The sequence below is a fragment of the Zobellia sp. OII3 genome (assembly GCF_002211465.1).
GTDB classification, from domain to species: domain Bacteria; phylum Bacteroidota; class Bacteroidia; order Flavobacteriales; family Flavobacteriaceae; genus Zobellia; species Zobellia galactanivorans.
On the sequence record NZ_MWRZ01000001.1, the window covers coordinates 1,002,119 to 1,023,482 of the forward strand.

The window sequence follows — 21,364 nt, forward strand, 5'->3', positions numbered from 1 at the left end:
GTACCGTTAAAACAATATAAAATCCCAAACTTCTCTTTATGGAGTTTGGGATTTTTTGTTATTTTAAACCATGCCCAAAGACTATCCGAAAGAACGAATTAAAGTGCCCCGTTTCAACGAGGAATCGGGTTTCTACACGACGGCCAAGCGCTCTAAGATCATGAGCAAGATCAAAGGAAAGAATACCAAGCCCGAACTGGCCTTTCGTAAAGCCTTGTACGCAGCAGGCTACCGCTACCGTGTCGATTATAAGAAACTTATCGGTAAGCCCGACATCGCCTTAAAAAAGTATAAGACGGTCATATTTATAGATGGGGAATATTGGCACGGCTATAATTGGGAAGAACGAAAGCCCAAGGTTAAGACCAACCGTGAGTTTTGGATCGCTAAAATAGAGCGGAACATTCAACGCGACGAAGAGGTCAATGTTGAATTGGAACGGTTGGGGTATAAAGTATTCCGGTTTTGGGAAACCGAAATAAAAAAGGAACTGGATAGATGTCTGGGTGCTGTACTTCAGCATTTACGGTCGCTTCAATAGAGCAAGCATCTATTTGTTTTCCGTCAAGCTATCCTTATGCTTACACCTAAATTGCGGTATAACGAATTATAAATCATTAAAAATTATACCTATGAAGAGGATAGCCATATTAGCTACAAATGGATTTGAAGAAAGTGAATTGAAATCTCCCAAGGAGGCCATGGAGAAAGAAGGCTTTCAAGTGGATATCGTAAGCTTGGAATCTGGGGAAATCAAAGGATGGGCCGATGGTAATTGGTCCAATTCGTATAAAGTGGATAAGACTATAGACCAAGTGGCGGCAAAAGACTACAATGCCTTGATGTTGCCCGGGGGAGTCATTAATCCCGACAAACTGAGAAGGGAAGGGAAAGTATTGACTTTTGTAAGGGATTTTTTTAAGCAAGAGAAGCCCGTAGCGGCGATTTGTCATGCATCATGGACGCTCATTAGTGCCGAGGTGGTAAAAGGCCGTAAAATGACCAGTTTCCACTCTATAAAAGACGATTTGGTCAATGCCGGTGCCCATTGGGTTGATGAAGAGGTCGTAGTAGACCAAGGTTTTGTAACCAGTAGGAACCCTGACGATTTGCCTGCCTTCAATTCTAAGTTGGTAGAAGAGATCAAGGAAGGTAAGCATGAGGAACAACATGCCTAATCAATTCTAGGTCAAAGCATATAGAAAGTAATATAAAGTCCTTGCCTTGCGCAGGGACTTTTTTTATGGAAATAGAGAAGTTAAAGCTTTGATAAAGAGGTATTTTGTCGAAGAAATTGACCGCTTGTGTTTTTCACAACACGGATGGACCGGTTCACAACAATAATTTAGATAGTAGCCTATACTGGCGTAGATTTACATTGTAATTAAGTGAGAGTAACGACCCCAAATCAATTCTTGAACTTAACCCCAACAAGTAACGAATCCCAAGTCCGCTACTTAACCTACGCAAGCTTACAAGAAATCCCGGTCCCCACCGGAAAAATCAAAACCTACTTAAAAAAAGCTCCGATTCGGAGCTTTTTTATTTGTGTCATTTGATCTGAAACCTTGCTTCTTCCGTGGTGCGGTTGCCTTTGAGCTGTACGGTGTATTTCCCTTTTGGTAAATAGGTCTTTCCGTCTTTTGCTTCCTCGATTTTGGCTTTGTTTTTCTTAAGGTATGCCTCTAAACCCGTTTTCGAGAAGGCCAAGTCGTAGGAGAGAATATTCAATCCTTTGTCCGCTTGAAGCTCCGTCTCACTGACGACTAAGCCTTCTTCCGTTTTAATGATGGCTTCGTACGTATGGGGCTGGGCACTATAAAAGGTGATATCTAGGCCGGGCGTGTTCGCCTTGGCCCATGCACCGCTTGGGTTGCCCCAGTTTTTAAGGTGTTTGATATCTTCCAATTCAAACAGATGTAGGTCTTTCGCTAAGAGTTCGGTCGTCATTTTTTGTAAAGGGGCAATGTCCGCTTTGTAAATGCTTCTGCCGTGGGTGGCCACCAGAAGGTGTTTGGCCGTGGGTTGAATGGCAAGATCATGAACGGCTACGTTGGGCATCCCGTTTTGAAAGTTTTCCCAAGAACTTCCTTGGTCAAAGGAAACATAGAGCCCGTTGTCCGTACCCACAAATAAAAGGTTTTCGTTTTCGGGGTCTTCGATGATCACGTTTACCGGCGCATCTGGAATTCCCCCGGAAATTGAGGTCCAAGTATTTCCATAATCATCACTCTTGAAGACATAAGGCGTAAAATCGTCCCAGCGGTAGCCGTTTAGTGTAAGGTAGACACGCTCTTTTTTATGTTTGGAGGCTATAACGCGGCTTACCCAAAGATGGGCCTCTTTTTCAATATGCTTTGGGTTTTTGAATTCAGGGATATTGATGTTCTTTGAAATGTTTTCCCAACTGCCCCCTGCATTTTTTGATACGTGAACCAGGCCATCATCACTTCCGGTGTAAAGCAATCCAAAGCTAAAGGGAGATTCTGATAGGGCCGTTAGGGTGCCGTAGGCCACATTGCCTCCTTTACCGCCTCGGGTAAGGTCGGGCGAAATGGCTTCCCAATCGTCGCCTTGGTTCATGGAACGATGAAGCTTGTTGCCGCCTAGGTAAAGGATGTCTTGGTTGTGTGGTGAAAGCAAAATAGGGGTTTGCCAATTAAAACGGTAGGGGGCTTCACCCAATTCATGTTTCGGCTGGATGTAATGGCGCTTGCCTGTACTTTTGTCAATACGATAGTAGTTTCCGAATTGGTAACCCGTATATACGATTTTAGGGTTGCGCTTGTCGATCTGGATCTGCATGCCGTCGCCTCCCATAAGGGACTTCCAAGGGTAGTCGCCGGTCTGGTGCCATCTTGAATTTTCCTTGGCATTGTGCGGTCCTTCCCATACCCCATTGTCCTGTAGTCCTCCATAGACGTGATAAGGCTTTTGGTCGTCAACGTTAATGGCGTAAAATTGTCCTACTGCAGGGGAGTTGTTCTTGGTCCAATGGGCTCCGTCGTCATAAGAAATATTGACGCCCCCATCGTTGCCATTGATCAAATGGCCCGGCATTTTGGGGTTCACCCATAAGGCGTGGTGGTCGGCATGAACGTTATCGCCATTAATGGATATATAGGTTTTTCCGCCATCGTCGGATCGGATAAGGGGTACTCCTCCCAAATATATTTTGTTGGCATCATAGGCCGCTACCCGTATTTCACCAAAATAGTAACCGTAGCTATAAAGCAGGCCATCGATATAGTCTTCATTCTGTTTTTGCCATGTTTTTCCTCCGTTGTCACTTCTGTACACCTCTGCACCGATAACGGGGGTGTCAAAAAGGGAAGTGTTGGCGTTTTCCAGATACTTGGTAATATCTATTGGGGCGACTACACCACTGCGTACCATTTGCTTAATGTTCTCGGCACGGTATTTTTCTTGAAAGCCATTGGTTTTGAGAAAAGCGTTGAGTTTTTTGTCATCGAGCTTTACAAAATCGTTTGCCGACATCGATTTGAAGTCCTCTTTTGTGAGTCCGTTCGACTTTGATTTCGGCACTTCAGTTTTCTCGCGGTGGTATTGATTGTCGAGGAGGGCGTAGACTGTGTTTTCATCATAGACCGCCAAACCAATACGGCCGACGCCGAAACCGGTCGGGAATCCACTTCCCTCGTTTGATATTTTGGTCCAAGAGCTTCCTCCGTCAATACTTTTGTACAGGCCCGAGTCGTTACCGCTTCCTAAAAAATCCCATGCTTTACGATCTTTTTCCCATGCGGCCGCAAACAGTATATTGAAATTGCCCGGTACTTGGGCCAAATCGATGATTCCTGCCGTATCGCTAATAAAAAGGGTTTTCTTCCATGTCTTGCCGCCATCGGTCGTTTTGTAGACGCCCCTTTCGGTATTTGGTGAATACAGGTGTCCGGTAACACCGATTAAAACTTCGTCGGGGTTTTTATTGTTTATAAGGATGCGACCGATATGGTGCGAATCGCGCAGGCCCATATTTTGCCATGTCTTGCCTTGGTCGGTCGACTTTAAGATGCCGATGCCCGAATAGGAAGATCTTGAGGCGTTGTTTTCGCCTGTGCCGACCCATAGGGTACGCGTTTTCCAATGCACGGCAATATCACCGATGTTTTGGGTTTGTGAGCTGTCCATTACCGGAATGAAGGAGGTTCCGTTGTTGTTCGTGTACCACAGTCCGCCACTGGCATAGGCTACGTAAAATTCAATGGGATTGTCGGGATTAACGTCTACATCTACTACCCGACCGCTCATTATTGAAGGACCGATACTCTTTAGCGGAAGGTTTTTAACCAGGGAACGGTTGGCCATACGTGCCTTGAGTTCCAAGGCTTGAGCCCTGGTTTCCGCTGGGGTAGCCGTAATTTGAGATAGGCCTATTAAAGGGCAGATAAAGAGAAGGGAAAGGAAAAACGATTTCATGGGCAAACAGTTTTGCTATAGTTAGGAAAGTTAGCAAAACTCAAATATAAAAATAGGGTCGTTTACGGTAAATCTGAGATGTAGATCTGTTAAAACGTTTTATAATGATCAGTTGGGCAATAAATCGTTAAAAAAATGAGATACTGTTGCAGGAGAGCTTAAAATTTTGTTAATTTATTGGAAATAAGGAATTGAAACGATAATCAACCTAAGTTTCAAATTCATATGATGGTTTAAAGTTTCGTACAGAAACGGATGACTTTCAAATAAGTAACATAACCAACTTAAATTAGGGGCCCCAAAGGTTTTAACAAACCTTTGGGGCCTTACCATTTGAGAGTTGTCCTAAATCATTAATTTTGATCAAATTCAAAATAGATATGAAGTACGAGCAAATAAAGAGTAGTCTATTTGTAAAGAATAGGAAAAAATTCATGGCGGAAATGCAAGCGAAGAGCATTGCCGTTTTCAACTCTAACGATATATATCCCATTAGTGCCGACAGCACCTTACCTTTTGAGCAGCATAGGGATATCTTTTACCTAAGCGGTGCCGACCAAGAAGAGACTATTTTGGTCTTGTTTCCCGATGCAACGGTAAAAAAGCATCGTGAAATTCTCTTTGTACGTGAAACCAATGAACATATAGCCATTTGGGAAGGCGAAAAGCTGACCAAGGAGAAGGCGACCGAAGTTTCAGGAATTGAAACCATTTATTGGCTACAAGACTTTGATAAAGTGTTCTTCGATTTAATGACGGAGGCCGAAACCATCTACTTCAATACCAACGAGCACTATCGTCAGGCCGTCGAGACCCAAACCCGCGAAGATCGGTTTATTATAGAATGTAAACGCAAGTTTCCGGCCCATAAGGTGGCCAAAAGTAATCCTATCTTACAAAAGATACGGGGGGTAAAAGAACCTGAAGAAATCGAGTTGATGCAAACGGCCTGCAACATTACGGAAAAAGGCTTCCGTCGTGTGCTTGAGTTTGTAAAGCCCGGAGTTTGGGAGTACGAAATAGAAGCCGAATTGCTGCATGAGTTCATTCGAAACCGTTCAAAAGGTTTTGCGTATTCCCCTATTATCGCATCGGGAAACAATGCGAATGTACTCCACTATGTTGAAAATAACCAACAGTGCAAAAGCGGGGACCTGATTTTAATGGACGTTGCCGCCGAGTATGCCAATTATTCTAGTGACCTTACCCGAACCATACCTGTAAGCGGAAAGTTTACCCCACGACAAAAGGAGGTATACGAAGCGGTTCTTCGCGTTAAGAACGAAGCTACCAAAATGCTTGTTCCGGGAACTATTTGGGCCGAGTATCACGTGGAATGCGGAAAACTGATGACCTCCGAACTTTTAGGCTTGGGGCTATTGGACAAGGCCGATGTTCAGAACGAAAACAAAGATTGGCCCGCCTATAAAAAGTACTTTATGCACGGTACCAGTCACCATATCGGATTGAATACCCATGATTATGGCGAACTAAAGGCCCCTATGAAAGCCAATATGGTCTTTACCGTTGAGCCAGGTATCTATATCCCTGAAGAAAAAATGGGTATACGTATCGAAGATGATGTGGTAATCCAAGAGAGTGGCGAACCGTTCAACCTAATGGCCAATATTCCTATTGAAGTCGAGGAAATTGAAGAATTGATGAACCAATAATACCGCATTATGAAATTAGTATCGTGGAATGTTAATGGAATAAGGGCCTCGGTGAAAAAGGGCTTTGAAGAAGTTGTATCAAGTTTTGATGCGGATGTGTTTTGTGTTCAGGAAACCAAGGCCCAAGACGATCAGGTTAAAGAAGCCTTGGCGGGGATTTCCGATTACGAGTTGTTTTGTAACAGTGCCGAAAAAAAAGGCTATTCCGGTACGGCAATCCTTTCCAAGAAAAAACCACTGACCTTTACCGTCGATATGGGAAAAGAGGAACACGATACCGAAGGGCGGATTACCCATGTAGAGTACGAAGAATTCCATTTGGTCAATGTATATGTGCCCAATAGTGGCAGTGGTCTAAAGCGATTGGATTATAGGTCGATATGGGACAAGGATTTTACGGCCTATCTTAAAAAGTTGTCGGAGAGCAAACCCTTGATAATTACGGGGGACTTCAATGTGGCCCATACCGCCAACGATTTGGCCAACCCTAAGTCCAATTACAATAAAACCTCGGGCTTTACACAGGTAGAGATAGATGGCTTTGATGTTATATTAAAAGAGTTGAACTTGGTAGATAGTTTTAGAACCTTGCACCCGACCACCTTTGATAAATACACTTTTTGGAGTATGCGCGGAGGCGCCCGTGGGCGTAATGTTGGTTGGCGTATCGATTATTTTTTGGTCAGTGAATCTATCTGGCCCAAGGTTCAATCAGCTGAAATTCACGATCAGGTAATGGGAAGCGACCATTGCCCTATTAGTCTTGAAATATCATTTTAGGGTATGGGTATGTTTCTATTTTGGCAAGATGTTTCCGAAATCGAAAAGAAAATCGAAGCGGCCCCGGATAATGCCTATGAAATAGGTTTGACCATAGGTACCTACCTTCCATTTGTAGTTTTGGCCTTGGTGGCCTATGCCCTTTACTACTTCTCTAAAAAAAGTAGAAAAGACTAAGAAGGGGAGAACCCTTTATCTCAATAATCCAATTTCTATTGAAGTGGGAAAAGTAAATCGCTCAATAAAAAGTAATCTTTAACTTACAAAAATAAACTTAAAATTTTGCTACCTTAGGGTTGTACTTTTGTATAACCATTAACTAAATATTTCAAAATGAAGAAATTAGTAGCAGAATTTATCGGTACCCTTTGGTTGGTTCTAGGGGGGTGTGGAAGCGCAGTATTGGCTGCAGGTTTTCCTGAATTGGGAATTGGCTTTGTGGGCGTGGCCCTTGCATTTGGTCTAACGGTCGTGACCATGGCCTATGCCATTGGCCATATTTCGGGCTGCCATTTGAATCCGGCGGTATCCATTGGTCTTTGGATCGGTGGCCGTTTTGATGTAAAGGACCTGGTTCCTTATATCGTAGCCCAGGTATTGGGCGGTATCGCCGGCGCAGGTATCTTGTATGTTATTGCTTCCGGTCAACCCGGATTTGAATTGGGCGGCTTTGCCGCGAACGGTTATGGCGAACACTCCCCGGGAGGCTATAGTATGATGGCGGCCTTGGTGTGCGAGGTGGTAATGACCTTTGTCTTTTTGTTCGTAATTCTTGGTTCTACCTATACACAGGCGCCAAGAGGTTTTGCGGGATTGGCCATCGGTCTTTGTTTGACTTTGATCCACCTTATCAGTATACCGGTCACGAATACTTCGGTAAACCCGGCCCGTAGTACGAGCCAGGCGATATTCGTGGGCGATTGGGCCTTGGGTGAACTGTGGTTGTTTTGGGTGGCCCCGATCGTTGGTGCCGCACTGGCAGGACTCGTTTACAAAGCGCTTTCCCCAGAGATCGCGGAATAAGCTTACTGAAAATAGTTTAAGTGGTGAAGCCGGCAGGGGTAGTTTTAGGTCTGTTCTTTATCGAGCACATTGACCATTGCAAAAACCGCCCCTGCCGGTAATACCCATCCTAGGCTATAGGTGCTCAAAGGAATGAACGTTTGTACGTACGATAAGGCTTCGGCAAAGCCAATGCTTCCCAAGAAATCGGGAATGCTAAAGATAATGGTGGTAAGTACCACTGCCCGAAACACTTTTTGGGAAGCCAATTTATCCGGCACTATATTTAAAAGAATAAGCACAATGGTAATCGGGTAGATGAACATAAGGGCGGGGAGGGCTACCGCAATTATATAGCCCACATTAAATTGGCCCATCACTATTCCTAAAATACAACCTAGTATGGCCGTAGTTAAATATACGGTTTGGGAATCGTGAAAACGATACTTGATAAAATCGGCCGTTCCCGTTACTATACCTACAGCGGTAGTAAAGCAGGCAAGACTGACCAAAATACTTAAAAACCAATTGGCGGTGCCGCCCAAGGTTTTGGTGCTGATTCCGCCCAATAAGGCGGTACGTGAAATATCGGCACTAAATTCACCGTGCATGAGCGCCCCGGTAACAATGAGTCCGGCATAAATTAGAAAGAGGCTTAAGCCTGCCAACCAGCCTGAGCGCCTGATGAGCATTTTCTTTTCTTCATAGGTGGCTTCTTTTTTCCTTAGGTTGATCGAAATGATGATCACGCCGCCCACTACTACGGCACCTATGGCGTCAAAAGTCTGATAGCCCTCAAGAATACCTTCTGAAAACGGATTTTGAAATACGGTTTCGTCAAATGCAAAATCATAGGAAAAAATGGCCGTACCTATTATAAGGAACAAAATAAGGATAATGGCCGGCGTTAAAAGCTTCCCGAGAATATTCAGAATTTTTGAGCGATTGATTACGAAAACGAATACCAGGGAGAAATAGATAATACTGGTGAGTAGGGGAGGCGAGTTGAAAAAAGGTTCGATCGCCATTTCATGGGTAACCGCTGCCGTTCGTGGTGAAGGCAGGCTAATGGAGATGGCGTAAATTAACAAAGAATAGACAAGGCTAAAGGTGGGGGACACTTTCTTGCCAAAATCGAATATGGTGCCCTGAAGCTTGGCGTGTGCCATAATGCCCATAATGGGAATGAGTACGGCGGAGGCACAAAAGCCCAAGGCAACGAGCCACCACAGGTCCCCCGATTGATTTCCTAACAAGGGAGGTAGTATGAGATTGCCGGCCCCAAAGAATAAAGAGAATAGCGCAAATGCGGTTACTAAAACCTCTTTGGTTTCCTTTCTTATAAGATACATCGAGAAAAAATATTAAGGTACTTCACGGCTAACTATCCATTGCTTGCTTGGCACTTCATCGAAAAAAGGGTGGTTGTTCATCGAAATCGACGAACGGATACCCTTAAATCGTGAGGTTGTTTTTTTAGTGATAAAATCGTGGAAAGATACCGTAAATTCACTTGATAACAAATGATGGCTTCATCCATTTTAGTGTTCCGTTTGTCGAAAAAAATGTATTTCATCGAAAAAATCGTGCAATGATAGTATAGCATCCAATAAAAAAAGATAGGTGTGCGTTGATGTAATAAAGTAATTGGAAACACTTTTAATTTTAGACCCAAATTTTTGCAGTAAGCGGTTTCCCAAAAACCGATGATGCGTTTTAAAACCTACAATCATGAAGAAGTTTTTTTGCAGTTTATTCGGGCATCATTACACGGTGTCTAAGAAAGTAACCCTACACATTAAAGAGTATAAATGTATCCATTGTGGCAAGCAAGTAACAACGGATGTAAGCGGTAACCTCTCGACGCTTACCCCAGAACTGCAAGACATCAATAAAACTTTAGAAAATATATTTCAAAAAAGACATAGGGCAGCAGAGCATGCCGCTTAACTATGCTTTGGCACCGAAATCCTGAGCTTTAAAAGGTATCGGGATTTTAAACTTATTTCCGGAAATTTAGGAAACAGCCTCGTTCTCCACTGTCGTTCGCCCCACAACAGTACAAGTTAGGTATGTCCTTTATTTTCGGGAATTTTTTGTTTTTAAATCGCACGGAATCTGTTTGTAGTTAATAGTAAATCAACAGGTAGCGTATTATTTCTTTTCCATTCCCCTTAAAATCTTATCACATATCAGGTCCATTTTTGCTTCTGGCAGGTCATGGCCCATATTCTCTACCCAAAGGCTATCGGCATTTGGTATGATCGAAGCCATTTTTTTGCCGTGGGAAATAGGTATGACCGGATCTTGTTCGCCATGGATGACCAGTACAGGAATCTTCAGTTTTGATAAGGGCGTATATCTCGATTCGGAGCCTTCAATAGCTTTCTGGTGTTGCCTGCCCGCGATAAAATGGTATCCGCTGCGCTTCTTTAAGGTGTACAGGGCCGCTTCGGCAAGCTCTCGGCTGGCGATATCGCCCGTAGCTTCACCCATTAGGATTTTCTTGTGAACGAACTGTAGTTTTATTTGGCTTTTCTTGCCTCCGAAAATACCGTATTTCAGTACTGCACTGATCATTTTGGGCAGTACTTCGGCAGATGGGGTCGGTAGTGAGTTGTCGAAGAGATCGGCCGATGACATTATGGAAGTCAAACTTTTAAATCGCCCTTCATTTTTAATAGTGGCCACTTGTGCGATCATACCTCCCATGGAAACCCCTAAAATATGGGCCTTTTTTATATTCAGGCTGTCGAGAATGGCGATAGGGTCGTGGGCCATGTCGGTAAGGGAGTAGTCCTTGTCCGTTTTTTTTAGGCGCTCGGTCAGTCCTGTTCCCCTGTGGTCGTAACGGATTACCTCATATCCGGCATCAGTAAGTTTTGAGATAAAGTCCGAAGGCCAGCTCAATGCGTCATTGGCCGCGCCCATGATCAAAATAATGCTTCCCTTTTTGGGGTCTTGGGGAGGAATACTTTCGTACCACACTTTCCATCCGTTCGAAATCGCGTAACCGGTATGGCCCTTAACCATTTCGGGCACGGGTTGGTGCATGACTTCCTTGATCATACTTTCCGTCTCATCCGATAGTTTGGGTACCGATGCGCAAGCATAAAAGAAAAGTGAAACTAGGGTGAAAACAGAAAACCGTAGTCCCCATTTTACAGTGCTTTTATGCCTTTTCATAAGGGTCTAATCGTTTGATTTGAACGAATTCCAGCCTTGGGCGGTCAATTCTATTTTGGTATTGGCCCTTGTAACCAGGTGTGCTCCCTCACTGGGTTCGGTCATATGTCCGATTACGGTCAGGTTGGGGTTTCCTTTGATCTTGTCAAAATCGTTTTGAGCAATGGTAAATAAGAGTTCATAGTCTTCGCCTCCGCTAAGGGCGACCATGGTGCTATCTATATTAAACTCTTCGCATGTAGTTATTACGGTAGGGTCTAATGGAATTTTCTCTTCAAACAGATTGCACCCGACCTTGCTGTTTTTGCAGAGGTGGAGAATTTCCGAAGAAAGTCCGTCACTTATATCTATCATGGCCGTCGGTAGCACATCGAGTTGCTTCAATAGCTCGGCGATATCTTTTCGCGCTTCCGGTTTAAGCTGACGTTCTACTATGTACGAATAGGGGGAAAGGTCAGGTTGGTTGTTCGGGTTCACTTTAAAGACTTCTTTTTCCCGCTCTAAAACCTGCAGTCCCATATAGGCCGCTCCCAAATCACCACTGACCACAAGAAGGTCGTTTGGTTTTGCGCCGCTACGGTATGTGATTTCCTCTTTTTTAGCCTCGCCTACGGCCGTAATACTGATAAGCATGCCCGAAGTTGAGGTGGTCGTGTCGCCTCCGATGAGGTCTACATTATATACCTTGGAGGCCAGGGCGATACCCGCATAGAGTTCTTCAAGGGCCTCTAACGGAAAGCGGTTCGAAACGGCTAAGGATACCGTAATTTGGGTCGCCTTGGCGTTCATGGCGTATACATCGGAAAGGTTGACCATTACCGCTTTATAGCCCAAGTGTTTTAGGGGCATATAGCTAAGGTCGAAATGTACGCCCTCAATTAAAAAGTCGGTGGTCAATACCGTCTGCTGCTTATGGTCAAAGACCGCGGCATCGTCGCCAATCCCTTTTAAGGTCGATTTGTGTTTTATTTCGAAATTTTTGGTCAAATGGTCAATGAGTCCGAACTCACCCAATTTCTCCAAAGATGTACGTTGTGGATTTTTATCTTCTAACATTTTGCAAAAGTAAGAATGAAAATCTTCATAGACCTAATTTTAAGGCAATAGCGTACAATAAATATCTTTCTGGGCACAGTCTGGTAGAATCGTTATGCTTTATGGTAACGCAAAAACGGTTTTTTTGAGTGTGGCAGCTTATAAAACACTTTGGTAATCTTGTTTATATTAGAATATAATAAGTGTATTGGTAGGGGGAAGCCTGTCTTTTGCTTAATGTGCAAATTTTGAGGCAACTATAGAAAACGCTTATGTAGATATGCGTTATAATAATGTTAGTTCTTATGGTAAAACCCTACTAATACTGTATATTTGTGAACTATTTAGATTAAATCCAAATGCTTATGATTCAAGTATCTGAGACAGCAAAAAAGAAAGTGATCGACTTGATGACCGAAGGAGGTTTTGATGCCTCTAAGGACTTTGTTCGCGTAGGCGTCAAGAGCGGGGGCTGTAGTGGCCTGTCGTATGAACTCGATTTCGACAAGGAAATGGGGGAGACCGACAAGGTTTTTGAAGATAACGAAGTACGTATTATCGTTGATAAAAAGAGTTTTCTCTATTTAGTGGGTACCACTTTGGAATATTCGGGCGGACTCAACGGAAAAGGCTTTGTCTTCAACAATCCGAACGCACAACGTACTTGCGGCTGTGGTGAGAGTTTTTCGTTATAGGGCGAAAAGCAAAAAAACGAAATATTTATGCAATTACTCCGGGTAATTGGTTAACAGGAAAAGATGGCATATACAGAAGAAGAACTAAAAAAAGAACTTGAAACCAAGGAGTACGAGTACGGTTTCTATACGGATATCGATTCCGACACCTTTCCGAAAGGATTGAGTGAAGAAATCGTTATCGCCATTTCGAAAAAGAAGGAAGAGCCCGAATGGATGACGCTTTGGCGCTTGGAAGCTTTTAAACATTGGAAAGAAATGGTGGAGCCCGAATGGGCGAACGTCAATTATACGAAGCCCGACTTTCAGGCCATATCATACTATTCGGCCCCGAATAAAAAGCCCAAATACGATAGTTTGGACGAGGTGGATCCCGAATTGTTGGACACCTTTAAAAAATTAGGGATTTCGGTCGACGAACAAAAGAAGCTGGCAGGTGTTGCGGTGGATATCGTTATGGACTCCGTTTCAGTGGCCACTACCTTTAAAAAGACCTTGGCCGAAAAAGGGATAATTTTCTGTTCCATATCGGAGGCAATCAAAGAGCACCCCGAATTGGTCAAAAAATATATTGGTTCGGTAGTCCCTCAGAAAGATAATTTTTACGCCGCGTTGAACTCGGCCGTATTTTCAGATGGTTCTTTCTGTTATATTCCAAAAGGCGTACGTTGCCCTATGGAGCTATCTACCTATTTTAGGATCAACCAAGCGGGTACGGGCCAGTTCGAAAGAACCTTGGTCATAGCCGATGAGGGAAGTTATGTAAGTTACCTAGAAGGCTGTACGGCACCGTCAAGGGATGAAAACCAATTGCATGCCGCGGTCGTAGAGCTTATTGCACTAGATGGCGCCGAGATAAAATACTCAACGGTACAAAACTGGTTCCCGGGGAATAAGGAAGGAAAAGGGGGCGTTTACAACTTTGTGACCAAAAGGGGGCTATGCGAGAAAAACGCTAAGATTTCTTGGACACAGGTAGAAACCGGTTCCGCCGTTACTTGGAAATATCCTTCTTGTATATTGAAAGGCGATAACTCAATTGGGGAATTCTACTCCATTGCCGTTACCAATAATTATCAGCAAGCCGATACCGGTACCAAAATGATACACTTGGGTAAAAATACCCGTAGTACCATTATTTCCAAAGGTATATCGGCAGGAAAATCACAGAACAGTTATAGGGGGCTTGTACAAGTGAACAGCCGTGCGGAGAATGCGCGAAACTTTTCACAATGCGACTCGCTCTTAATGGGCAACGAATGTGGGGCGCATACCTTTCCCTATATCGAGGTGAAGAATAAGTCCGCCCAAATAGAGCACGAGGCGACCACTAGTAAAATTGGCGAAGACCAGATTTTCTATTGTAACCAAAGGGGAATCAACACCGAAAAAGCCATAGCCTTGATCGTAAACGGGTTCAGTAAAGAAGTATTGAACAAGTTGCCTATGGAGTTTGCCGTAGAGGCCCAAAAATTGTTGGAAATTAGTTTAGAAGGCTCGGTAGGTTAATCTTGCCAAATGCAGTTTATAGTTTGAATAATAAATAAGATTCGTAAAATGCTTAAAATAGAAAATTTACACGCCCGTGTAGAGGACAAAGAAATATTAAAGGGGATCAATCTTGAGGTGAAAGCCGGTGAGGTTCATGCCATAATGGGGCCTAATGGTTCCGGTAAAAGTACCTTGGCATCTGTTATTGCAGGTAAAGAGGAATTTGAGGTAACTGAAGGCAGCGTGATGTTGGAAGGTGAGGATTTGGAAGAAACGTCTCCTGAAGAGCGCGCCCATAAAGGGGTTTTCCTTTCTTTTCAGTATCCTGTTGAGATTCCAGGGGTTTCCGTTACCAACTTTATGAAAACCGCCATAAACGAATCTAGAAAGGCCAAAGGTCTTGCCGATATGCCCGCTAACGAGATGTTGAAGATGATACGTGAAAAATCGGAGCTTTTGGAAATTGACCGTAAGTTCTTGTCGCGCTCATTGAACGAAGGTTTTTCCGGAGGGGAAAAGAAAAGAAACGAGATATTTCAAATGGCTATGTTAGAGCCTAAATTGGCCATCTTGGATGAGACCGATTCAGGTTTGGATATCGATGCCCTTCGCATCGTGGCCAATGGGGTAAACAAGCTCAAGAGTAAAGACAATGCGGTAATAGTGATTACGCACTACCAGCGTTTGTTGGATTACATCGTTCCTGATTTTGTCCACGTACTGCACAATGGTAAAATTGTTAAGTCCGGAGGAAAGGAATTGGCATTGGAACTAGAAGAAAAAGGCTACGATTGGTTAAAGCAAGAGACCGCGGTTTAAAATAGTACGGAAGTACCTAGTAAAGAGGACAAAGGACTTTATACTTTGTGCTTGTTGCTAAATATTAGAAAATATGGATTTAAAAGACAAATTGATATCATCTTTTATGGCCTTCGAAAACAACGTAGATATCGAGCACCCCGTGCACGACGTTCGAACCGAGGCCATGAAGAATTTTGAACGCAAAGGCTTTCCCAGCAAAAAGGAGGAGGCATGGAAGTATACTTCCTTGAACAGTCTTCAAAAGATAGATTTCAGCATTTTTCCACGAGAAGAAAATACCCTTGAGTATAAAAACGTTAAAAAGTACTTTTTACACGAAGTCGATTCGTATAAAATTGTCTTTGTAGACGGTATTTACAGCTCTTATCTTTCTGAAACTACCCATGATGGGGTAGATATCTGCCTTATGAGCGCTGCCCTTACCAAGCCCATGTACAGGCCTGTCATTGATGTATATTTCAATAAAGTAGCCTCTAAAGACGAATCGCTCACAAGTTTGAACACGGCCTTCAGTAGGGAAGGGGCGTATATATACATCCCAAAAAACAAAATGCCTAAAAAGCCTATCGAAATTATTCATTTCGCCACAGGTAATGAGGCTTCCCTTTTGTTGCAGCCTAGAAACTTGGTCATTGCTGAAGAAAACGCCGAAGTTCAAATTATAGAACGTCACCAGAGTTTGACTTCCAATGAAGTTTTGACGAATTCGGTTACCGAGATCTTTGCGGCCAAAAACGCCATTGTCGATTATTATAAAATCCAGAACGATGCGCCTTCGGCTTCTTTGATAGACAACACCTATATCGATCAAAAAGACAAGAGCGTGGTAAAAATCCACACCTTTTCTTTTGGGGGCAAATTGACCCGTAATAACCTCAATTTCTATCAGAACGGCGAGTATATCGATTCTACCATGAAAGGGGTTACCATTTTGGGAGATAAGCAGCATGTTGACCACCACACCCTAGTGCATCATATAGAGCCCAATTGCGAAAGTCACCAAGATTATAAAGGTATTTATGGGGATAGTTCCACAGGGGTTTTTAACGGTAAGATCATCGTAGATAAGATTGCACAGAAAACCAATGCCTTTCAACAGAACAATAATATTTTGGTAAGCGATAAGGCAACTATCAATACCAAACCACAGTTGGAGATTTTTGCCGACGATGTAAAGTGCTCCCATGGTTGTACCATAGGGCAGTTAGATGAAGACGCTTTGTTCTACTTACAATCCCGTGGTATTCCTAAGAAAGAAGCACGAGCCTTGTTAATGTATGCCTTTGCCAATAATGTTTTGGAGAGTGTACGCATCCCTGAACTTAAAGCGCGAATCAATAAATTGATAGCCAAAAAGTTGGGGGTTAATCTTGGGTTTGACTTATAAAGAGAATTGTTTGATTTCTTAACAAGAAATTATCTTAAAACATAGAATTTTTTTAACGGCACTTTAATAGTGCCGTTATTTTTTTGAAGGAATTTTCGTATAAATTTACGACCGAATTATAAACCATTAATGAATCGTTCGTATGAAAAAATCTACTTTTTATCTGTTTTAATTTTCTTTCTAGGAGCCAGTTTATTTGCTCAGGATTACAAATGGAGTGTGGAAGCAAATTATCCATTATCCATTGGAGATGAATTAGGAAATGATGCGCCAGGCATTATAGATCTTGGTATAAAATATCTATTTTTAGATTTAAGTATTGTAAAAATTGGTGCCGGTATTAATACAGGGGTTTTTAAAGAAAATATAAATGATCAAGTCAGTCCAGCTAATATGGATTTTGACGAAACTAATTGGTTGATACAGCCTAAAATTTTCGCTGAGTTCAACATACCGGTAATAAAAAAGCTTCACCCTAGTATTGGATTAGGATATGCTATTATTGAATCTAAGTACGATGGATTGGTTTCTGGTCAACCGTACGAAAATACTGTGTCATCAGGTGGATTTAATTTGAACCTAGGACTTTCCTACGATATAACGGATAGGTTTTTTTTACAAGCTCAATATGATTATATCAATGATAAGGATACATATGATTATGATGGGTCTAACGTAGGAGTAGATTATAATCGGGGTTATTTAAAATTTGGAGTTGGTTTTAGGTTTTAATTCTCAGATACAAATTCAAGTACTCTAATACCCGATTTGTTTTTACGATCGGGTATCTTTGTATCTAAGAAGACCGACTATGTTAGATATAACAAAAATAAGAGAAGATTTTCCCATTCTGAAAAGAGAAGTGAACGGAAAGCCTTTAATATACTTAGACAATGCCGCTACATCTCAAACCCCACAACAGGTGATTGATGTTATAGTGGATTACTACCATAATTACAATGCCAATATACACCGAGGTGTGCATGCGCTTTCGCAAGAAGCTACCGATAAGTATGAAGTAGCTCGGCAAAAGATTCAGGAGCACTTCAATGCAAAGAATTCATACGAGATTATATTTACCTCAGGTACAACGCACAGTATTAATATCGTTGCCAACGGGTTTACCACCTTATTGAAAAAAGGTGATGAGATACTGGTGTCGGCGATGGAGCACCATTCTAATATCGTGCCTTGGCAAATGTTAGCCGAAAGAACAGGTGCTGTTTTAAGGGTAATTCCGATGAATATGGAGGGTGAGTTATTGATGGAAGTATATGATGAATTGCTTTCCGATAAGACCAAACTGGTATTCTGTAACCATATTTCGAACGCATTGGGTACCATTAACCCCATCAAGGAAATTATAGATAAGGCACATGCGGTCGGCGCTGCTGTTTTAATTGATGGGGCACAAGCGGCTCCCCATATTAAAGCGGATATGCAACAACTGGATGTCGATTTTTACGCAGCTTCTGCCCACAAAATGTGCGGACCGACGGGTGTAGGTATGCTCTACGGAAAGGAAGAATGGCTAAATAAGTTACCGCCCTATCAAGGAGGTGGAGAGATGATTGCCGAAGTAACCTTCGAAAAAACGACTTATGCTGATCTGCCACATAAGTTTGAGGCCGGAACGCCTAATATTTGCGGAGGTATCGCCTTTGGTGCCGCTCTCGATTACATGAACCATATCGGTTTTGACGAAATTGCCGAATACGAACACGGTCTGCTTGAATATGCTACCCAAGAACTTCTGAAGATAGAGGGACTTAGAATTTACGGAACGGCCAAAGACAAAACTTCGGTGATATCGTTTAATATTGAAGGGCTCCATCCCTATGATATCGGCTCTATTTTAGATAAACTGGGGGTTGCCGTGCGTACAGGCCACCATTGTGCCCAGCCTATAATGGATTTTTACGGGATTCCAGGCACGGTAAGGGCGAGTTTTTGTTTCTACAATACCAAGGATGAGGTAGATACCTTGGTCAAGGCTGTAGCACGCGCAAAAGCGATGTTGGAATAGCTTAGGGCGTTATCATTCTCTTAAAGTATTGAAATCCATAGATACTTGTTGTATTTTTACCGAAAATAGCGATAATGCAGATAAAGGAAATACAAGACGAAATAGTAGACGAATTTTCAATGTTTGATGATTGGATGCAGCGCTACGAGTATATGATCGAGCTGGGCAAGAGCTTGCCGCTCATAGACGAGAAATATAAGACCGATGACAATATCATCAAAGGATGCCAGAGCAAAGTATGGGTACATGCGGAACTCGATGATGATAAATTGGTGTTCACCGCTGATAGCGACGCAATTATAACGAAAGGTATAATCGCTATTTTGATTCGGGCCTTTAGCAACCAAAAACCACAGGATATTATCGACGCCAATACCGATTTTATTGATGAAATCGGATTAAAAGAGCACCTTTCGCCTACCAGGGCCAATGGTCTGGTAAGCATGATAAAACAATTGAAATTGTATGCGGTGGCGTACCAAACCCAATTGAACTAGGTAGTGGGCCGATGGGTGACCTGCCTGAATTTTAAAAGAACTAATCTAAGGAACATGAGCGAAGAAATAGCAGTAGATAGCCAAGAATTGGGCGAAAAAATAGTAACCGTACTTAAAACGATATACGATCCTGAAATTCCTGTTGATATATATGAACTCGGGTTGATTTACGATGTATTCGTGAACGAAGAAAATGAGGTTAAAATTCTAATGACCCTTACCTCTCCCAACTGTCCGGTTGCGGAGTCACTGCCTGCCGAGGTCGAGGAGAAGGTGAAATCTTTGGATTTGGTAAGCGATGCCGAGGTAGAGATTACCTTTGATCCCCCATGGACCCAAGATCTGATGAGTGAAGAGGCTAAATTGGAACTAGGCTTATTATAAAAGTTGATTATGTCTGACGAAATCATCAATAGGGTAGCCGAAAGCAAATTGGTTACGTTTAACTTGGAAGATTATTATGTTCAGGGGAGGCGTGTGCTTTTTGATATTTCGAACTGGCTGTTTGAGGGACTTCTTTTGAAGGAAAAGGATTTCCGGTCCCGTGCGGCGGAGCATGATTGGTCTCAATATCAAGATGCCTATGTGGCCCTACATTGTTCTACCGATGCCATTGTGCCGGGTTGGGCTTATATGTTATTGGCTACACACCTACATCCCTTTGCCAAAAAGTGTGTTCAAGGCTCTTTAGAGGATTTGGAGACCGTTTTGTACACCGAAACCCTTTCCAATTTGAAAATTTCGGAGTTTAAAGATAAGATGGTAATCATCAAGGGGTGTAGCAATAAACCTGTTCCTTCAAATGCTTACCTTCTAGCAACAAGCAAGTTACAGCCTGTTGTTAAGTCCCTTATGTATGGCGAAGCCTGCTCTTCGGTACCTTTATATAAAAGAAAGTAGTATTTTTTCTCAAAGAAATGTGACAATTAGTACTTTTGCGTGTCTTAACTAATAAACACATTAACCATGAGAAAATTACTTCTATCATCTATGGCAATTCTGACATTTTCGTTCGGTTTTGCTCAAACAGTGGATGAATTAAAAGCGGAACAGGCCGCTAAAAAAGATTCTATCAGCGCCATACAGGCTAGGGTAGATGCCCTTCAAGGTCAAATCGATGCTTTTCCAGGATGGAAAATCGGTGCTTTTGGTACCATTGGAGCCAATCTTTCAAAATTCAACAATTGGTATTCGCAAGGAACACCGAACAACTCTTCTGGAAACATAGGGGTTACGGTAAACGCATATGCCAATTTAGATAGAGAGAAGTTCTTCTGGAAGAACTCTGCCAATGTTAACTTGCAGTGGGTAAAACTCGATGATAAGGATAACCCTGCAGACGAAGAAGGATTTAACGGAACTACCGATGTTTTTAACATTGTGTCCCTCTACGGGTATAAGTTGAACAAGAACTTTGCAATTTCTGCCTTAGGGGAATACAGAACGTCTATTATCAACAATTTCAATGACCCGGGTTACCTCGATTTTGGTGTTGGTGCTACATGGACTCCTATTCCTGATATGGTAGTGGTTATTCACCCATTGAACTACAACTTTGTCTTTGCCGATAACGATGCGGCTTACGAATCATCTGCGGGTGCTAAGATTGTTGTGGATTATACCAAAAAATTGGGTGCTATCAACTTTAAGACCAATTTCTCTACATTTCAGAGTTATAAGAGTGGAGACCTTTCAAACTGGACATGGATCAACTCTTTTGGTTACACACTTTGGAAAGGTATTGGTGTAGGTTTTGAATTCGGATTGAGAAACAATAAGCAAGAGGCTTTGGGCAATGCATTGGCCGCCGTTCCGGTTCCAACTCCTGCCCCGACTTTTGATAATATCGATAATGATTTGCAGAGTTACTACCTTTTCGGTCTTAACTATTCGTTCTAATCGAGAATTGTTTGTTTCAGTATAAACGAAACGCCCCGACATTTGTCGGGGCGTTTTGTTTTTAAGTAGGATACGTTAAGTTTGGTTGTACAGTCAATAATAAATCAAACCTTGATTAAGTAATTTATTTGGGACGTACACTAAATTTCAAATACAAGACTAATGTAATCGGCAAGGTCGTGAACACTAAATTTTTGTTGTAAAGCATGCCCAATTTGTGGTGTAACTCGTTAAAATGTACTTTTGTTCGATGAAATGCAGCTTATTTCTTCCCTCGGATAAGAGCGTTAAATGCAAAAACAAAAAAGCCCGTTCACACGGGCTTTTTTGTTTTGTAGGTATTCTTGTAAGATTTGGTCGTGATTTGGGGTCACGGTTTATAAGCGTTTCGTAGGTCAAGTCCGGATTTGGGATTCGTACTTGTTGGGGTT

General features: G+C 42.5%; 21 protein-coding genes. 17 read left to right on the forward strand and 4 right to left on the reverse strand.

Annotated elements, in window-relative coordinates:
* Positions 1–70: 70 nt before the first annotated feature.
* Complete coding sequence (locus tag B4Q04_RS04205; RefSeq protein WP_088696069.1) at positions 71–541, forward strand: very short patch repair endonuclease; 471 nt, start codon at positions 71–73, stop codon at positions 539–541.
* 91 nt (positions 542–632) lie between these two features.
* Positions 633–1,178, forward strand: coding sequence for a type 1 glutamine amidotransferase domain-containing protein (locus tag B4Q04_RS04210; RefSeq protein ID WP_013993186.1), 546 nt, complete (start codon positions 633–635; stop codon positions 1,176–1,178).
* Between the two features lie 373 nt (positions 1,179–1,551).
* On the opposite strand, the gene B4Q04_RS04215 is transcribed toward B4Q04_RS04210, so the two are convergent.
* Complete coding sequence (locus tag B4Q04_RS04215; protein WP_088696070.1) at positions 1,552–4,440, reverse strand: sialidase family protein; 2,889 nt, start codon at positions 4,438–4,440, stop codon at positions 1,552–1,554.
* 380 nt (positions 4,441–4,820) lie between these two features.
* Between B4Q04_RS04215 and B4Q04_RS04220 the strand changes: the two genes are divergently transcribed.
* The 4 genes from B4Q04_RS04220 to aqpZ all read left to right on the forward strand — a co-directional run bounded on the left by B4Q04_RS04220 (position 4,821) and on the right by aqpZ (position 7,916).
* Positions 4,821–6,113, forward strand: a complete 1,293-nt coding sequence (locus tag B4Q04_RS04220) for an aminopeptidase P family protein (RefSeq protein WP_046287833.1) — start codon at positions 4,821–4,823, stop codon at positions 6,111–6,113.
* A gap of 9 nt (positions 6,114–6,122) precedes the next feature.
* The gene (locus B4Q04_RS04225; protein ID WP_088696071.1) at positions 6,123–6,893 is read left to right on the forward strand and encodes an exodeoxyribonuclease III; all 771 of its coding nucleotides are present in this window, start codon (positions 6,123–6,125) and stop codon (positions 6,891–6,893) included.
* Positions 6,894–6,902: 9 nt separating this feature from the next.
* Positions 6,903–7,070, forward strand: coding sequence for a hypothetical protein (locus B4Q04_RS22805; RefSeq protein WP_201723380.1), 168 nt, complete (start codon positions 6,903–6,905; stop codon positions 7,068–7,070).
* Between the two features lie 156 nt (positions 7,071–7,226).
* Positions 7,227–7,916: an aquaporin Z gene (gene aqpZ, locus B4Q04_RS04230; protein WP_088696072.1), complete on the forward strand. Its 690-nt coding sequence runs from the start codon at positions 7,227–7,229 to the stop codon at positions 7,914–7,916.
* 44 nt (positions 7,917–7,960) lie between these two features.
* On the opposite strand, the gene brnQ is transcribed toward aqpZ, so the two are convergent.
* The gene (gene brnQ / locus B4Q04_RS04235) at positions 7,961–9,247 is read right to left on the reverse strand and encodes a branched-chain amino acid transport system II carrier protein (RefSeq protein ID WP_088696073.1); all 1,287 of its coding nucleotides are present in this window, start codon (positions 9,245–9,247) and stop codon (positions 7,961–7,963) included.
* Positions 9,248–9,626: 379 nt separating this feature from the next.
* Between brnQ and B4Q04_RS04240 the strand changes: the two genes are divergently transcribed.
* Complete coding sequence (locus B4Q04_RS04240; RefSeq protein WP_038236978.1) at positions 9,627–9,845, forward strand: hypothetical protein; 219 nt, start codon at positions 9,627–9,629, stop codon at positions 9,843–9,845.
* A gap of 204 nt (positions 9,846–10,049) precedes the next feature.
* Here B4Q04_RS04240 and B4Q04_RS04245 read toward each other — a convergent pair whose 3' ends face one another.
* Together B4Q04_RS04245 and thiL are read right to left on the reverse strand one after the other, a co-directional pair.
* Entirely contained in the window at positions 10,050–11,081 is a 1,032-nt protein-coding gene (locus B4Q04_RS04245) for an alpha/beta fold hydrolase (protein WP_088696074.1), read from the reverse strand.
* 6 nt (positions 11,082–11,087) lie between these two features.
* Entirely contained in the window at positions 11,088–12,137 is a 1,050-nt protein-coding gene (gene thiL, locus B4Q04_RS04250; RefSeq protein WP_013993197.1) for a thiamine-phosphate kinase, read from the reverse strand.
* A gap of 344 nt (positions 12,138–12,481) precedes the next feature.
* On the opposite strand from thiL, the gene B4Q04_RS04255 reads away from it, so the two are divergent.
* The 10 genes from B4Q04_RS04255 to B4Q04_RS04300 all read left to right on the forward strand — a co-directional run bounded on the left by B4Q04_RS04255 (position 12,482) and on the right by B4Q04_RS04300 (position 20,933).
* Positions 12,482–12,811, forward strand: a complete 330-nt coding sequence (locus tag B4Q04_RS04255; RefSeq protein ID WP_046287834.1) for a HesB/IscA family protein — start codon at positions 12,482–12,484, stop codon at positions 12,809–12,811.
* Positions 12,812–12,874: 63 nt separating this feature from the next.
* Entirely contained in the window at positions 12,875–14,320 is a 1,446-nt protein-coding gene (sufB, locus tag B4Q04_RS04260; RefSeq protein ID WP_088696075.1) for a Fe-S cluster assembly protein SufB, read from the forward strand.
* A gap of 48 nt (positions 14,321–14,368) precedes the next feature.
* A complete protein-coding gene (sufC, locus tag B4Q04_RS04265; RefSeq protein ID WP_013993200.1) occupies positions 14,369–15,121 on the forward strand; it encodes a Fe-S cluster assembly ATPase SufC in 753 nt (250 codons plus the stop codon).
* 73 nt (positions 15,122–15,194) lie between these two features.
* Positions 15,195–16,511 carry a Fe-S cluster assembly protein SufD gene (gene sufD / locus B4Q04_RS04270; protein WP_013993201.1) on the forward strand — a complete coding sequence of 439 codons (1,317 nt, stop codon included), beginning with the start codon at positions 15,195–15,197 and terminating at the stop codon, positions 16,509–16,511.
* Positions 16,512–16,640: 129 nt separating this feature from the next.
* Positions 16,641–17,243, forward strand: coding sequence for an outer membrane protein (locus B4Q04_RS04275; RefSeq protein ID WP_088696076.1), 603 nt, complete (start codon positions 16,641–16,643; stop codon positions 17,241–17,243).
* Between the two features lie 79 nt (positions 17,244–17,322).
* Positions 17,323–18,537 carry an aminotransferase class V-fold PLP-dependent enzyme gene (locus tag B4Q04_RS04280; RefSeq protein ID WP_088696077.1) on the forward strand — a complete coding sequence of 405 codons (1,215 nt, stop codon included), beginning with the start codon at positions 17,323–17,325 and terminating at the stop codon, positions 18,535–18,537.
* 74 nt (positions 18,538–18,611) lie between these two features.
* Complete coding sequence (locus B4Q04_RS04285) at positions 18,612–19,034, forward strand: SufE family protein (protein ID WP_013993204.1); 423 nt, start codon at positions 18,612–18,614, stop codon at positions 19,032–19,034.
* A 54-nt stretch (positions 19,035–19,088) separates the two neighbouring features.
* Positions 19,089–19,418, forward strand: a complete 330-nt coding sequence (locus B4Q04_RS04290; RefSeq protein WP_013993205.1) for an SUF system Fe-S cluster assembly protein — start codon at positions 19,089–19,091, stop codon at positions 19,416–19,418.
* A gap of 9 nt (positions 19,419–19,427) precedes the next feature.
* Complete coding sequence (locus B4Q04_RS04295; RefSeq protein WP_088696078.1) at positions 19,428–19,934, forward strand: DUF2480 family protein; 507 nt, start codon at positions 19,428–19,430, stop codon at positions 19,932–19,934.
* A 66-nt stretch (positions 19,935–20,000) separates the two neighbouring features.
* Positions 20,001–20,933, forward strand: coding sequence for a DUF3078 domain-containing protein (locus tag B4Q04_RS04300; protein WP_013993207.1), 933 nt, complete (start codon positions 20,001–20,003; stop codon positions 20,931–20,933).
* The last annotated feature ends 431 nt before the right edge of the window (positions 20,934–21,364 follow it).